General features: G+C 69.0%; 16 protein-coding genes. 6 read left to right on the forward strand and 10 right to left on the reverse strand.

Annotated elements, in window-relative coordinates; translation table 11 throughout:
- The first annotated feature begins 28 nt into the window (after positions 1–28).
- Positions 29–886 (forward strand): aminoglycoside phosphotransferase family protein, encoded by an 858-nt coding sequence (locus OG817_RS35535; RefSeq protein WP_406049221.1) that lies wholly within the window; start codon positions 29–31, stop codon positions 884–886.
- Here the strand turns inward: OG817_RS35535 and OG817_RS35540 are convergent.
- Together OG817_RS35540 and OG817_RS35545 are read right to left on the reverse strand one after the other, a co-directional pair.
- Positions 830–1,624, reverse strand: a complete 795-nt coding sequence (locus tag OG817_RS35540) for a phytanoyl-CoA dioxygenase family protein (RefSeq protein ID WP_406049223.1) — start codon at positions 1,622–1,624, stop codon at positions 830–832. The two genes, OG817_RS35535 and OG817_RS35540, sit on opposite strands and share 57 nt — an antisense overlap.
- 96 nt (positions 1,625–1,720) lie before the next feature.
- Complete coding sequence (locus tag OG817_RS35545; protein WP_406049224.1) at positions 1,721–2,083, reverse strand: nuclear transport factor 2 family protein; 363 nt, start codon at positions 2,081–2,083, stop codon at positions 1,721–1,723.
- 111 nt (positions 2,084–2,194) lie between these two features.
- Here OG817_RS35545 and OG817_RS35550 point away from each other — a divergent pair, with 111 nt between their 5' ends.
- Positions 2,195–2,989, forward strand: a complete 795-nt coding sequence (locus OG817_RS35550; RefSeq protein WP_396390879.1) for a helix-turn-helix domain-containing protein — start codon at positions 2,195–2,197, stop codon at positions 2,987–2,989.
- Positions 2,986–3,492: a DinB family protein gene (locus tag OG817_RS35555; RefSeq protein ID WP_406049226.1), complete on the forward strand. Its 507-nt coding sequence runs from the start codon at positions 2,986–2,988 to the stop codon at positions 3,490–3,492. Before OG817_RS35550 ends, OG817_RS35555 begins: the two co-directional genes overlap by 4 nt.
- A gap of 44 nt (positions 3,493–3,536) precedes the next feature.
- Here the strand turns inward: OG817_RS35555 and OG817_RS35560 are convergent, their stop codons facing one another.
- Both OG817_RS35560 and OG817_RS35565 read right to left on the reverse strand, forming a co-directional pair.
- The gene (locus tag OG817_RS35560; RefSeq protein ID WP_406049228.1) at positions 3,537–4,499 is read right to left on the reverse strand and encodes a hypothetical protein; all 963 of its coding nucleotides are present in this window, start codon (positions 4,497–4,499) and stop codon (positions 3,537–3,539) included.
- Positions 4,499–5,014 (reverse strand): SigE family RNA polymerase sigma factor, encoded by a 516-nt coding sequence (locus OG817_RS35565; RefSeq protein ID WP_406049229.1) that lies wholly within the window; start codon positions 5,012–5,014, stop codon positions 4,499–4,501. The genes OG817_RS35560 and OG817_RS35565 overlap by 1 nt, the downstream gene beginning before the upstream one ends.
- A gap of 187 nt (positions 5,015–5,201) precedes the next feature.
- Here OG817_RS35565 and OG817_RS35570 point away from each other — a divergent pair, with 187 nt between their 5' ends.
- On the forward strand, positions 5,202–6,398 hold the full coding sequence (locus OG817_RS35570) for a hypothetical protein (protein ID WP_406049231.1): 1,197 nt from the start codon (positions 5,202–5,204) through the stop codon (positions 6,396–6,398).
- Positions 6,399–6,489: 91 nt separating this feature from the next.
- On the opposite strand, the gene OG817_RS35575 is transcribed toward OG817_RS35570, so the two are convergent.
- The 6 genes from OG817_RS35575 to OG817_RS35600 form a co-directional block, all read right to left on the reverse strand.
- The gene (locus OG817_RS35575; protein ID WP_406049232.1) at positions 6,490–7,362 is read right to left on the reverse strand and encodes a hypothetical protein; all 873 of its coding nucleotides are present in this window, start codon (positions 7,360–7,362) and stop codon (positions 6,490–6,492) included.
- A 67-nt stretch (positions 7,363–7,429) separates the two neighbouring features.
- Positions 7,430–8,341, reverse strand: coding sequence for a hypothetical protein (locus OG817_RS35580; protein WP_406049233.1), 912 nt, complete (start codon positions 8,339–8,341; stop codon positions 7,430–7,432).
- Positions 8,338–8,871, reverse strand: coding sequence for a SigE family RNA polymerase sigma factor (locus tag OG817_RS35585; protein WP_406049235.1), 534 nt, complete (start codon positions 8,869–8,871; stop codon positions 8,338–8,340). The genes OG817_RS35580 and OG817_RS35585 overlap by 4 nt, the downstream gene beginning before the upstream one ends.
- Before the next feature lie 98 nt (positions 8,872–8,969).
- Positions 8,970–10,373: a diguanylate cyclase gene (locus OG817_RS35590; protein WP_406049237.1), complete on the reverse strand. Its 1,404-nt coding sequence runs from the start codon at positions 10,371–10,373 to the stop codon at positions 8,970–8,972.
- A gap of 205 nt (positions 10,374–10,578) precedes the next feature.
- Positions 10,579–12,126, reverse strand: coding sequence for a helicase HerA-like domain-containing protein (locus OG817_RS35595; protein WP_406049239.1), 1,548 nt, complete (start codon positions 12,124–12,126; stop codon positions 10,579–10,581).
- A 102-nt stretch (positions 12,127–12,228) separates the two neighbouring features.
- The gene (locus OG817_RS35600) at positions 12,229–12,933 is read right to left on the reverse strand and encodes a peptidoglycan-binding protein (protein ID WP_396390867.1); all 705 of its coding nucleotides are present in this window, start codon (positions 12,931–12,933) and stop codon (positions 12,229–12,231) included.
- A gap of 159 nt (positions 12,934–13,092) precedes the next feature.
- On the opposite strand from OG817_RS35600, the gene OG817_RS35605 reads away from it, so the two are divergent.
- A complete protein-coding gene (locus tag OG817_RS35605) occupies positions 13,093–13,386 on the forward strand; it encodes a type II toxin-antitoxin system VapB family antitoxin (protein WP_360436878.1) in 294 nt (97 codons plus the stop codon).
- A gap of 30 nt (positions 13,387–13,416) precedes the next feature.
- Positions 13,417–13,980: a LytR C-terminal domain-containing protein gene (locus tag OG817_RS35610; RefSeq protein ID WP_396390866.1), complete on the forward strand. Its 564-nt coding sequence runs from the start codon at positions 13,417–13,419 to the stop codon at positions 13,978–13,980.
- Positions 13,981–14,316: the final 336 nt, after the last annotated feature.

A 14,316-nucleotide genomic window follows, 5' to 3' on the forward strand; every position in this document is an offset into this window, starting at 1 on the left:
CGAGTCGAGATCGCACTACCTTGGCCGGGTGATCGACGTACCCGAGGGATTCCGGCGGATGCCGCGGTGGTGGAGTGACGGCTCGGCCTGGCTGGACGGCCTGGCTCAGGCGGTCGACCAGCAGACCGAGCGGTGGGGCTTGGAGGTCGACGGAGACGTCGCGTACGGGTCGAACGCGTTGGTCGTGCCGGTGACGCGAGGCGGCGAGGAGTTCGTACTGCGGATGAACCCGCCCGGACCCGAGGTCGAGGAGCAGACGCGGGCGCTGCGGTGGTGGGACGGGCGCGGGATGGTCATGCTGTACGACGCCGACCTCGAGGCCGGTGCGATGCTGCTGGAGCGGCTGTCGACGCCGTTGACGACCCGGCCGGTGGCGGAAGCGGTCGCCGTATTGGGACGACTGATGCGACGGCTGGCGGTGCCCGCGCCGGACGATGCGCCGTCGACCGCGGAGATCGTCGCTCGGCGGGCGAGTCAGCTCGAGCCGGAGTGGGACCGGCTCGGTCGGCCGTTCGACGTCAGCATTCTGCGGCAGGCGCTGGACGTGGCACCGAAGCTGGCCGAGACGACATCCGAGCTCGCTGTGAACGGGGACCTGCATTCGGACCAGGTGCTCGCAGGCAGGCGCGAGCCGTGGCTGACGGTCGACCCGGTGTTGCTCCGCGGCGACATCGAGTACGACCTCGCGCGGGTGCTGTGGACGCGGCTCGACGAGATGGCCGACATCGTCCCGCACTTCGACACGGCGGTCGGCGAGGCCGGCCTGGAGCGCGACCGGGCTCGTGACTGGGTCGTCTTCCGCGCGGTCGACTACTGGCTCTGGGGGCTGTCAGTCGGTCTGACCGAGGACCCCGTTCGCTGCGCCCGCCTGGTCGCCGCGTTCTGACCGCCAGATGAACCGGCTACGCATCATCCGCGGGGTGTCGTTCGCGTTGGTGGCGATCGAGTGCAGGATCCACGGGTGGGTGATGTAGACGTCGCCCGCGCGGCCGGTGAGCTCGACGACGCGCACCGGCAGACCGTCCAGATCGGCCTCGACGGTCGGATCGGTCGAGCGATCGGCGCTGGTGAGGTCGCGGAACCACGGATCGGATCGCAGGACCTGGTCGCGGATGGTGGTGAAGTCCCGCTCCGAGGTCGCGGTCAGGTGCCGCGCGATGACCCGGTGAGAGCCTGCCACCTGCGGGGTGCCGCCGCCACCGGGCTCGAGATCGGTGAGCAGGGCCCAGATCTTCACCGCCGCCAGGTCGTCCGGCGGCAACTCGAACCCGAGGTCGGTGTGCCACTGGCGATGCGGGACTGACCAGGATTCGCCTGTCGGCATGGTGACGAGCACCTGGCCCTGATGCGGCGGCTCGGTCCACTCACCGAGCAAGGTGTCGAGCGCCGACCGCAGCGGCGGACCGAGGATCGGGTTCGCCACCGGGTTGGTCTTGGTGTTCTTCAGCTTCGTCGGCCGCAGGTTCGTCCAGGTGGAACGATCGTCGCGCTCCATCCCGTGCCGGGTCCGCAGTTCGCTCCACAGAACGCCGCGCATCCGATCGGCATCATCGGCCGAGAACGCGGACGGGACCTTCACGATCCCGTCCCGTTCAAAGACTTCCAGCTCCAGGGCGTCGAGCATCCCCCCATGCTCCGCCCGACCATCCCACCCCCGCCACCGAATTACCCAAGTGTTGCCAATAGCAACGATCCGGCGGACCCTCCGCACGCGATGGGGCTAGTGGGCGGGGGCGAAATCGTGGAATCCGATCAGGCGCTGGATGCGGCCGTCCTCGGTCAGGAGGACGATGTCGGTGCCGCCCGCGACGGGGTCCTGGCCTTCGGCCTTCAGGTGCCAGGTCCAGCGCAGGTAGGTGTGGTGCTCGTCGATGTCGCCGATGCGGACGAAGGACAGGCCCGGGAACATCTGCTGGGCGGCGCCGACCAGCTTGTTCAGCTCGTCGTGGCCGTTCGTCTCGAAGCTCGGGTCGACGAACGTCGCGTCCTCGGTCCAGGTCCCCGCGATCAGCTCGGCCCGGCGGTCCGCGTCGGCCTCGTTCCACATCGCGAAGTACTGCTCGGCAAGAGTCGTGCTGGTCATCGTGTTCTCCTCGGTTTCGTTCGGATGACCAGAACCTTGCCGTCGGCCGGCGATCCGGTCGATGACGTCGGAGGTAATGGCGCTGTCTCTGCCACCGGTTACGGTCGAACCATGGCAGCGACGATCGAGGAGACCTTCCAGCGCCCGGTGGGCGAGCTTCTGCGCGGCTGGCGGGAGCGCCGCCGGCTCAGTCAGCTCGAGCTGGCGAACCGCGTGGAGGTGTCCACCAGGCACGTGAGTTTCGTGGAGACCGGCCGATCCAAACCGAGCCGCGAGATGGTGCTGCGGCTGGCCGAGCACCTCGACGTACCACTGCGGGACCGCAACCAGCTCCTCCTGGCCGGTGGCTACGCGCCGATCTACACCGAGTCGTCGCTGCATTCGCCGGCGATGCTCGCGATCCGTACGACGCTTCGCCGCCTGCTCAAGGCGCACGAGCCGTATCCTGCGCTCGTGGTCGACCGCTGGTGGAACATCGTCGAGGCCAACGCCGGCATCCAGCTGTTCACCACGGACGTCGACGAGAAGTTGCTCCAGGCACCGGTCAACGCCTTACGACTCACCCTGCACCCGGACGGCCTGGCCCGCCGGATCGGCAATATCGCCGAGGTCCGCGCCGCCGCCCTCGCGAGCCTGCAACGCCAGGTCGCCGGCACCGCCGACCCCGATCTGCAGGACCTGTACGACGAACTCCGCGAGTACGCCGCGAACGACCGGCCGGTCAAGCCGGCGACGGCGGAGGTCGTCGTACCGTTCCGGCTCGTGCACAACGGGCACGAACTGTCGCTGCTGACGATGATCGCGACCTTCGGGACGCCGCTCGACGTCACGGTGTCCGAGCTGATGATCGAGTCGTTCTACCCGGCCGACGACCAGACCGCCGAATACCTGCGGACGCTGGCATGAACGAACCACCCATCAGCGAGGGCGACACCATCGCGCTGCAGCTCGGCTGGCTCGACTACTACCGCGGCGTCGTCGAGACCAAGCTGACGGGACTGAGCGACGCCGACCTGAGGTCGAGCCCACTGCCGTCCGGCTGGTCGCCGCTCGAACTGCTGCGCCATCTCGTGTACGTCGAGCGACGCTGGCTGCGCTGGGGATTCGCGGGTGAGCAGGTCGCCGAGCCGTGGGGCGACTCGGGCGGTGATCCCGAGGGCCGCTGGACGGTCGGCGCGGGCGAGAGTCTCGACGAGCTCCTCGGCAGACTGCACGAGGGCGGTGCGACTACGCGCCGACTGGTGACCGGCGCCGATCCTTCGGCCCTGGTCGCGGCCGGTGGGCGGTTCGGTGAGGCGGACCGCCCGACCGTGAACTGGATCCTCTTCCATGTCCTGCAGGAGTACGCCCGGCACACCGGACAACTGGACGTCGTCCGCGAACTGGTTGATGGGGTCACCGGCGAGTAGGTGATTCCGCCCGTCGCCTACTCGCCGGTGTCCCCGCGGGAGCCCTACCGGTCTGAGGAGGGGAGACCGGTGGGGAAGCTCGGCTTCGGGAGGCTCGGCTTCGTGGTCGGGAGCGTCGGCTTGGCCGGCAGGTGGATCGTCGGCTGCTGACCCGGATCGACGGTGACACCGCCGGACACCTTCACCGTCGGGACGGCCGGCTTCGGCAGGGACGGCTTGGTGGTCGGCAGGTCCGGCTTGCCCGGAACGCTCGGCTTCGGGACCGACGGCACCGACGGCTTGCCGTCCGGTACGCCGTTCACGCAGTCAGGCAGGGTCGGGACACCCTTGCCCGGCAGCGACGGCTTGACGCTCGGCAGGGACGGCTTCGCGGGCAACGACGGCTTGCCGCTCGGCAGCGAGGGCTTGGCCGTCGGAAGGCTCGGCAAGGCCGGCAACGACGGCTTCACGTTCGGCAGCGTCGGCTTCGCAGGGAGGGTCGGCTTCGCGGGCAACGACGGAAGGCTCGGCTTGCTTGTCGGGAGCGACGGCTTGCCGCTCGGCAGCTTCGTCGGGAGGACGGGCTTGGCCGGCAGCGACGGCTCGATGCTCGGCAGCGTGGGCTTCGCGGGCAGCGAAGGCTGCACGCTCGGCAGAGACGGCTTCGCGGGCAACGACGGCTTGCCGGCGGGCAAGCTGTTCGGGTCGATGGTCTTGTTCACCGGCAGCTGCGGCTTGGCCGGCAGGCAGGTCGGGTCGACCGACGGCACCTGCGGCTGCGTGGTCGGAACCACCACTGGCACCGGCGGCTTGCTGCCGCCGGCCAGCAGGTTCTTCACCGGCGCCGGTCCACCGACCGCGGCGGACACCGTCGCTACGGTTCCGGCCAGGGCGGTGACGCCCGCCGCGGCCAGTCCCCGGCGGAGCCAGGCCAGCCGCTTGCCGCGCCGCATCAGGTCGGCGGTGTCGGGCTGCCAGGGCTCCAGCTCATAGTCGAGCGCGCTGCGAATCTGCTGCTCGTCACTCATCAGTTTCCTCCAACTCCGGTATCGATCAGGTCGGGTGCCAGACGCAGCTTGGCCAGCGCCCGGGAGGCCGTGCTCTTCACGGTCCCGGCCGCCATGCCGAGCAGCTCGGCGGTCTCGGCCTCGGAGAGATCCTGCGAGTAGCGCAGCGCGACGACGGCTCTCTCCCGGACGGTCAGACCTCCGAGGGCCGAGAGCACGGCCTCCCTGGTCTGCACCTCCCCGGCGAAGTCCGCTACCGCTCGCTGGTCCCAATCGTTCTGCACCGGGTCACTGGGTACTTCGTTGGTCCAGCGCCGGCGGGCCTGGGAGAGGAACCGGTTGACCAGTACCCGCCGCACGTAGCGCAGCGGATCACCGCTCAGCTTGTGCCATTTCGGGTACGACCGCATCAACGCCTGCTGCACCAGGTCCTCGGCAGTGTGCCGATCGCCGCACAGCATCTCCGCGAAGCGGAGCAAGGGGGTCGACTGCGCCAACACGAAGCGCTCGAAATCGGCGTCCGCGGTCCGGGTCATCGATTCTCCTCTGCCTCTGTCACACCGGTCCAAACCCCCTGGGTGATCGATCGGGTTCTGTTCTGTCACGAACTCCTTCGAAGAAATTTATTCACGGTCTATACAACAGTGGTGTTTGTTTGTCACATTGGGTGAGCCGGTCCTCACGGTCGGCCCACACCTTCACCGCCCCGGAGGTAACCCGCCCATGCGTATCACCCGAAGTGCCCAGCTCGCCGCCGGTCTGGCTGCGACGCTGGCGATCTTTACCGCCACCTTGCCCAGCACGGCCGCGTCGACCGATCCGGTCGCCGTCGCGGCCCAACCCGCCGGATCCAGCAACGTCCGGATCGAGGGCAGCCGGATCATCCTCGGAGACGCCCCGGCCACCATCGGCTCCGCCGAACTCCGGCAGCGCTCGGGTCTCGCCGAGCTCACCCCGGTCCGCTTCCCGGCCGCCACATCGGCTGTCGTCGTCGGCTACACCTCCGGTACGCCGGACGGTTCGTCGGCGGAGGTCGACGTACGCGCATGGGTGAAGGACCGATGGTCGGAGTGGACCTCCGCCAAGGCCGGTACGCCGACCGCGTTGCCCGGTGCCAGCGACCAGGTGCAGTTGCGCATCATCGTGATTGCGCCCCCGACCGGCGCGAACCCGTGGGTCGGCGACGTCGCCGTCCAGCCCACCGACAAGGCCGCCCCGAGCCGGATGACCGTCCAGGCCGCGCCGCTGCAGTCCCGCGTCTTCGCCACCCGCGAAGGACTGGTCGGCGGTACGACGGCCAACGGGCACGTCATCATCAGCCGCGACCACTTCGTCGCGCTGCCCTCGCGGCGCGGGCTGGCCGGCAACGGCTCCGGCACCTACTCGGTCAAGGTCTGTACGGCGTCGCGGTGCGCGTTCGAGCCGGTGTGGGACGTCGGCCCGTGGAACACCAAGGACGACTACTGGAACCCGAGCGCGACCCGGGAGATGTGGAAGGACCTGCCGCAGGGTCGTCCCGAGGCGCAGGCGGCGTACCAGAACGGCTACAACGGCGGGAAGGACCAGTTCGGCCGGACGGTCGCCAACCCGGCCGGGATCGACCTGGCCGACGGTGTGTTCTGGGACGCGCTCGGGATGTCGGACAACGGGTTCGTCGACGTGACGTATCTGTGGACGGGTGACGGCGGCCGCGGCACGGTCGCGATCACGTCCGGCTACCTGAACGTGCGCAACTCGCCGAACTCCAGCGGCGCGGTCGTCGGGATGGCGGGCAAGTCCGCGCAGGTCACGGTCGAGTGCCAGACCACCGGCTCGAGCGTCACGGGCTCGCAGGGCACGAGCAACGTCTGGCTCCGCGTCCACAGCGGGATGTACGTGACCAAGGCGTACATCTCAGCCGGGACGTTCGCAGCCTGCTGAGCGCCCAGGCCATCACAATCCCGTCCCCGACGCGACCCCGCGGCGTGCGGAGCGCGCGAGGCGGTGATTGTGATGGCCTGGCGGTTCGGGGTCAGCAGCCGTGGCTGATCTGGGCGCAGGTCTGCTCGCCCCAGACGAGCTTGAAGGTCTTCCCGTTCTTGCCGGTCAGGGTGACGGTGATCTGCCGGCCGGGCGCTGTGCCGTCCTTCCAGGGCGTCGCGGTCTGGTGCTGCATCAGCCAGTAGCCGCCCTTGATCACGGCATTCGTGGTCGTGCCGTCGGGGAACGCGTACGCGATCTTCGTGATCCCGGCGGGGAGCAGCCCGGCGGCCCAGTAGTACTCGTACTGCTTACCCTTGATCGGGATCAGGTTGTTCGCGACGGCGAACGCGTCCGTGCTGGTGGACGCCGTACCGAGCTTCGCAGGCTGCCGGATCGAGCCCTCGCCGTCATGCCGCGCGTACGCCGTGTCGCAGCCGGCCCAGTACTTGCTGTCGGCAAGGGTCAGCACACTGCCCGGTGCACCGTCCAGCCGCGCGACGACCTTCGCGGAGCTCCCCGGCCCGTCGACTTCCTTCAGCCAGCCCTTGCATGCCGCCACCGCGTCCGTCGGCGGTTCCTGGACCTTCGGCGTGGGCACGACCGGCTTGACGCCAGGGATCTGCCGTGGAGCACTTGGGGTGGGAGACAGCTGATCGCTCGGAGTGGCCCGCTGCCTGGTGGTCGGCAAATCCCTTGGCGACAGGCTGGGCGAAGGAGCGCTCGGGGTATCGGTCGGCCGGAGGCTTGGCGACGGCTCGTCGGACGGCGTGGCCGGTCCACCGCCGGCGACCGTCGTGTCGGTCGAGGACCGCCCGTTCCGCGCCATCGCCGTCCCTGCGATCGCGACACCGGCCACCGCCGCGACCGCGAGTCCACTGATCAGGATCCTGGCCACCCGGCCGTTCCGGACCTGTTCCATCATCGTTGCCCTCCACCACATCGGGGTTTGTCGGGCTGAAGGACGCGGCGTACGGTCCGAAAGGTTCTGCTCAGCAGCCGTGGCTGATCTGGGCGCAGGTCTGCGTGCCCCAGTTCAGCCGGACGTCGTTCAGTACGCCGCCTGTTGCCGAGAGCAACTGAACCCGGACCCGGTCGCCCAGGTCGTGGGCACCCGGCCGGATGCTGGACAGGTGCCGCATCAGCCAGAAGCCGTTGCTGATCTCGGCATCCACGGTCTCGCCGTCCGCGAAGCTGTAGCGCACGGTCGCGACACCGTCCGGCAGCAGGCCGGCCGCCCAGAAGTAGTCCCGCGGCCCGTCCACGGTGTCGACGGTGTTGTTCGCGACCGCGAATGCGTTGTTGTCCTGCAGTCCTGGCGTCTTCAGAGTCGCCGGCTTGCGGGCCGACACCTCCTTGCCGTACGTGCTGTCACAAGCCATCCAGTAGCGGCTGTCCGCGATCACGATTGTCTTGCCGGCTTCATCGCTCACTGTTCCTCTGAGCTTCGCCGCCGCACCCGGTCCGGGCTCGCCGTCGGCCGGCGTTCGGCAGGTCGCGACGGTCAGCTGAGGCGATGTCCCTGGTGTGTCGGACACCTGCGGGTTGGCGCTCGGGACGGGCGCGCTGGAGTTCATCGACGGGAGCTCTACCGGCGGGCGAGGTGTGACACCGGCGAGCGACGGCGAGCGGGTGGGTGTCGGGTGCGGGGACAACACCGGTGCGGTCGGTCCGTGGTTCGCGGGCTCGGGGGCGTTGCCCAGGTTGTCACCCCGGACCAGGAATCCGCCCGTGGCGATCGCGATCACCGCGACCGAGGCCGCCGCTGCGGTGGCGAGGACGTGGGTCCTGTGACGACGGCGCGCCCCCGCGATCACCCGGCCCGGGTCTAGCGGCTCGATGCTGCCGTCGGGTGCCAGTGCGTCCCGGACCTCGTGCTCTGGCGGCCTGCCCTTCTCGTTCATGCTCGTTCTCCTAAATAGCTACCGCTCAGCTCGGGAGCTGCCCGCAGCTTGCCGAGCGCCCGCGCATTCGCGCTCTTGACCGTGCCGACCGCCACCCCGAGGACCGCCGCCGTCTGTCGCTCGGTCAGGTCTTCGACATACCGCAGTACGACGACCGCACGCTCGCGCCTGCTCAGTGTCGACATCGCGGCGCCGATCGCGACCCGTCGGTCCACCGTGCCCGACTGGTCCGCGACGCTCAGGCCGAGGTGCGACTCCAGTTCGGCCGCGTCACCGCTCGGCCGCTCACGCCATGGGCGACGTCGTACCCATGACAGGTGCTGGTTGACCACAGCCTGGCGGACGTAGCCGAACGGGTCGGCCATCTCGATCCGGTCCCAGCGCAGGTACGCCTTCTCCAGCGCGGTCTGCACCAGGTCCTCGGCCAGCCCGGCATCGCCGCACAGCATCCGCGCGAAGTGGATCAGCCGCGCGGATCTGGCCAGCACGAATGCCGTGAAGTCGTCGTCCCGGTTCGCCGAACCCGGCATACCCTCTCCGTCCTCCGTCCCTCACCCATCAGGACGCCGTACACCGCCGAAAGGTTCTGGGAATCTTCCGGCAAAGCAGGGCCAGGGCGGCCCCGTCATCAGCGGCGGTCGGCTGCGGAGGTGGAGCGATCCGGGCGCGCGCCGGACAGAGTCGGTGAGGGGACCGGGGAGTCGGGGCGGGGCACGCGAGCCGCCGAGCGGTCGGACGGCGTGTCCGACGGCGGCGCGAGGCGCACGGGCGGGAGGGTGTCCGCAGCCAGGCGGACCCGGTTGCGGCCGGCGGCCTTGGCGGCGTACATCGCCCGGTCGGCGCGGAGCAGGAGGTCGTCGACGTCGGCCCCGTCGGCGGGGTAGACGGCGACGCCGATCGAGATGGTCAGGAGGAAGGTGTCCGGGCCCAGATCGGGGTCGTCGAGGACGCCGGCGCACATCGCGGCCAGTGGACTGGCCGCGACCGCGTTGCGGAGCCGGTCCGCCGTGACTGTGGCCTCGTCGATGCCGGTCTCCGGCAGCGCGATCACGAACTCCTCGCCACCGAACCGGCCGATCACGTCCTTCGCCCGGATCGCACTGCGCAGGATCGTCGCAACCGCGCGCAGCGCCTCGTCACCGACCAGGTGGCCATGCCGGTCGTTGACCTGCTTGAAGTGGTCGATGTCGATCAGCAGCACCGCCATCGGCTCGCGCTGGGCCCGCGCGGTCCGCAGCATCTCCTCGGTACGACGCCGCCACCAGTCGACGCGGCTCAAGTTCGTCTTCGGGTCCGTCTGTGCCTCGGACTCCAACTGGCCGAGCAGCAGGGCCCGCTGCGCGGTAAGCGTGATCGGGATCGCGACGAACGCGAACCACGGGCTGATCAGGCACGCGGCGGCCAGCAGGCAGCCGAGCGTCGCGGCTGTGGCATCGGTGCACAGGTCATCGATCCCGCCGACGGTCTCCCGCCACGTGCTGCCGGGGATGATCAGTGAGATCGCGAGACCGCAGAGCACGGTGTCCGTCGCGACCAGCGCCAGCGCTCCCGCGACCATGGACACCACCAGTCCGAGCCCGCTGTCTCCAGTCAGGTCGCGCGTGGCGGTGAACGTGGCGTGCGCGGCGCCGACGCCCAGCACGTGGACCGCGGTCGAGAACGCCCAGCGGTACGGGATGCACTTACCGGCCCGGATCCGCCACCAGATCCGGAGCAGGACAGCGACCAGGATCGCGAGGGCCGGGTGCAGGATCAGCGCGGCCGCGATCATCCACGCCGGCGCCAGGTCCTTGTGCAACGCTCCGCCCCGGCGGCGCCGATTCTCCACGCGGCGCGCACCCTCGACCGAGATCAGCGCGGACGCGGTCAACGCGAACACCAGGTCCACACCGCGCCAACTCGGCAGATCCGTGAACGCCTGGACGGCGTACCCGATCGCGGCGAGGTCGACGAGCACCACAACGACGAACGCCGGGACCGTCAGCGTCCACAGCGCCCAATACCGAACCGCTCGCCTACTCTGCGCAACCATTGCCTCACACCGTACGACGAGTAAGCGTCTCGTCCCAATCGGCGACGGCGCGGTGCCGATGACGAGTTGGAAACGATGGCTGCGTCGCTGACCATTCAGTCGTTTGATCAAGGATCACATCGGCAAAAACCCTTACAGAACAAGCAAAAGTCGGACCGTCCGGGTTCGGAATGTTTAGCCGGACGGTCCGGCCCGAACGGGAGGATCAGCGGCGGCGGCGAGCCGAGCCGAACAGGCCCCGGACGATCTCGCGACCGGCGGAGCGGGCGAACTGTTTGAACGCGGACGAGCCGATCACCTGCTCGACCATCGACTTGTCCTGCTTCTGCGCCCGCGGCTTCGGCTCCGGTACGGACTTGGCCTGCTCCTCCGCCTGACGCTCGGCCTCGGCCTGCTCGGCGCCGGCCTGCACCTTGGCGGCCAGCATCTCGTACGCCGACTCCCGGTCGATCACCTCGGTGTACTTCGCGTTGTTCGGCGAGCCCTGGACCGATGCGGTCAGCTGCTCGGCCGTGGCCGGCGCCATCAGCGACAGCGGCGCCCGCAACCGGGTCCACGCGACCGGCGTCGGCGCGCCCTTCTCGTTCATCACCGTCACGATCGCCTCGCCGATGCCGAGCTGGGTCAGCACCTCGGCCAGGTCGTACGACGAACTCGGGAACGTCGACACGGTCGCCTTCAGCGCCTTCGCGTCGTTCGGCGTGTGCGCCCGCAACTGGTGCTGCACCCGCGAACCGAGCTGGGCGAGCACGTCGTCCGGCACGTCCTTCGGCGTCTGGGTGACGAAGAAGACGCCGACCCCCTTCGACCGGATCAGCCGCACGGTCTGTGCGATCGAGTCCAGGAACGCCTTCGACGCATCGTTGAACAGCAGGTGCGCCTCGTCGAAGAAGAACACCAGCTTCGGCTTGTCGACGTCGCCGACCTCGGGCAGGTCGTGGAACAGGTCGGCCAGCAGCCACATCAGGAAGGTGGAGAACAGCGCCGGCCGGTCCTGCAGGTTCGGCAGCTCGAGCAGTGAGATCAGGCCCTTGCCGTCGCGCTGCTGCAGCAGGTCCGCGGTGTCGAACTCCGTCTCACCGAAGAACGCCTCCGCACCCTGGTCGGCGAACCCGATCAGCGAGCGCAGGATCACCCCGGCGGTCGCGGCCGACAACCCGCCGAGCTCCTTGAGGTCGGCCTTGCCCTCGTCGCTGGTCAGGTGGGTGATGACGGAGCGGAGGTCCTTCAGGTCCAGCAGCGTCAGGCCCTGCTTGTCGGCGTAGTGGAAGATCAGCCCGAGCGACGACTCCTGGACGTCGTTCAGCCCCAGCACCTTGGACAGCAGCACCGGCCCGAATGACGTGATGGTCGCCCGGATCGGGATCCCGGAGCCCTGCCCGCCGAGCGCGTAGAACTCGGTCGGGAACCCGGTGGCGTTCCACTCCTGGCCGATCGTCTTGGTCCGGGCCAGCAGCTTCTCGCTCTCCTGTCCGGGCTGGGAGATGCCGGACAGGTCGCCCTTGATGTCGGCGGCGAACACGGCGACCCCGGCCGCCGACAGCTGCTCGGCCATCAACTGCAGGGTCTTCGTCTTACCGGTACCGGTCGCGCCCGCGACCAGGCCGTGCCGGTTCACCATCGACAACGGGATCCGGACCGCCGCCTCCGGTTTCGGCTCGTCGCCGACCAGCAGCGCGCCGAGTTCGATCGCCGCCCCTTCGAACGCGTACCCCTGCTTGACGGTCTCCACGACATCAGCTGTCTCGGCCATGTCAGCGTGCCTCTCCCCGGTTTGAAGGAACCACTCGCTGCGCATGCTAGTGCCCCGGGCGTGGTTGGGAGAGTTATCCACACCCGGGGGCTGGGCTGTGGATCAGCGCATGACGACTACGTGGGTGGCCCCGGCGGCGAAGGTCCAGATGGCGGCGGACATCGACGCCGTGACCCGGATGCAGCCGTGTGAGGCGCGGTAGTTGGTGCCGAGCAGCCAGTCGGCGTGGATCTGCTTCCCGTTCGACTTGTACGTCGGGATCTGGTGGAACCCGATCCCGCAGGGCGCGAACCGGACGAAGTTGTTCAGGTACAGGCTCGCGCCGTCGGTGTTCTTCCGGATCCGCGCCGCCCGCCCGCACTTCGCGCCGCTGGTGTAGTTCCCAGCGCGCAGGTACGACGGGTTGTCGATGATCCCGCCCTGCCGGACGACCTTGCCGCGGGCATCGATCAGCCACACCCAGTTCTGCGTCTGGCTGATGACGATCCGCCGCCCGCTCCCCGACCGCCGCGGCACCGACCGCACGTCACACCGTTTCGCCGTCGTCGCCATCAGCCGCGAGTACGTCGTACTGTTCAGGGCACCGGACTGGCTCAGGACGTTGGCGGACTGGAACCGGACCGTGGCCGCCTGGGTCATCGCGCCGATCTTGCCGTCCACCGGCCCGGCCGTGCAGCCGAGCTTGTTCAGCCGTGTCTGAGCCGCCTTCGCCTGTGTCACCGTGAGCGCGTCGGCCGGCAGCGCCGTACCTGCCGCGACCAGCGTCAAGGCCGCTGCGGCGAGCCCGAGTTTGGAAAGAATTCGCATGCGGTTCACCCCCTTGGTCGTGGGCGAGGAACCGACGCCCACTACTCGCTCTCCGGATAGGACGTCCACCGGCACCGAAAGGTTGAGTCCCCACCCCTGTCTGTTCCGGTGACGTTCATGACCTCTCACAAGACCTTTTACCCAGCTAGACTTGGAGGGGTGATCTTCAAGCGCGTCGGGGAGGAACGTCCGTACCCGGACCATGGCCTGCAGCCGAAGGACTGGTCTTCGCTGCCGCCGAGGCAGGTGCGGCTGGACGAGCTTGTCACCACCAAGGGCACCCTCGACCTGAGCGCGCTCCTCGACGAGGACTCCACCTTCTACGGCGACCTGTTCGCGCATGTCGTCGAGTGGAAGGGTGAGATGTTCCTCGAGGACGGCCTGCACCGCGCCCTGCGGGCCGCGCTGCAGCAGCGTTTGGTCCTGCATGCCCGGGTACTGGTCGTGGACTGACCAGATGCCTGCTCACGGGGGGTTGAGCCGATGACCGCGATCCATCCACAGCCGAGGCCGCACTCGCGGATCCATTGGCGTACGCCGATCACGATGGTGGCCCTGCTGGTGATCCTGGTCGGCGGCGCCTGGTGGGGCTGGAACTCGTTGATCAACAGCAGCGCCGAGCCGACCTGCGTCGACCAGAAGCTGCCGAACAACCGCCTGGTGCCCAAGCAGGTGGTGGTGAACGTCTACAACGGTGGAGCCAAGGCGGGGACGGCGGCCGCCGTGGCCGACATGCTGAAGAAGCGCGGGTTCCACGTCGCGAGGATCGCGAACGAGCCGAAGGGCGACAAGATCGACGTCGTCGCGATCCGCGGTGCGACCGACAAGTCGCCTGAACTCCTCCTGGTCGCCGGCCAACTCAGCCAGAAGGCCCTGACCATCGGCGACGAGCGCACCGACCACACCGTCGACCTGGTCGTCGGCCCCCGCTACACCAGCCTCAAGCCCAAAGGCCTCCCCTCCATAGCTCTGGCCCCCGACACCACCCTCTGCCTCCCCGTCATCCACACCCCCCAACCCATCCCCTCCGGCCAAAACCCGAACTGATCAGTCGGTCGCCTTCGGGTGCCCGGTCCCCGCGTACGTGATCCACACCGTCCGCACCTCCGGGTCGACGAGATACCAGATCCGCCCCCCACCAGTAACCTCGTACTGCCACTGCTCGAGCCCGGCGACAATCGCCAGATCGAACTTCAGCCGCTGACGACGAGCTGATCGCGGGGAGGGCTGGGGCTCGGTTCTGATGTCTTGCCACGCCTTGGCAGTGTTGCCGGGCGCCTGGCAACAGAGCTCCTCCCAACCCTTCGCGGCAGGCGAGCTGTGAAACCTGACGTCCCAGTGATCCGGCCCTGGGGGAGGAGCGACCCGATCACCACGTTTCGC

Source organism: Kribbella sp. NBC_00889 (assembly GCF_045207705.1).
Lineage (GTDB): Bacteria > Actinomycetota > Actinomycetes > Propionibacteriales > Kribbellaceae > Kribbella.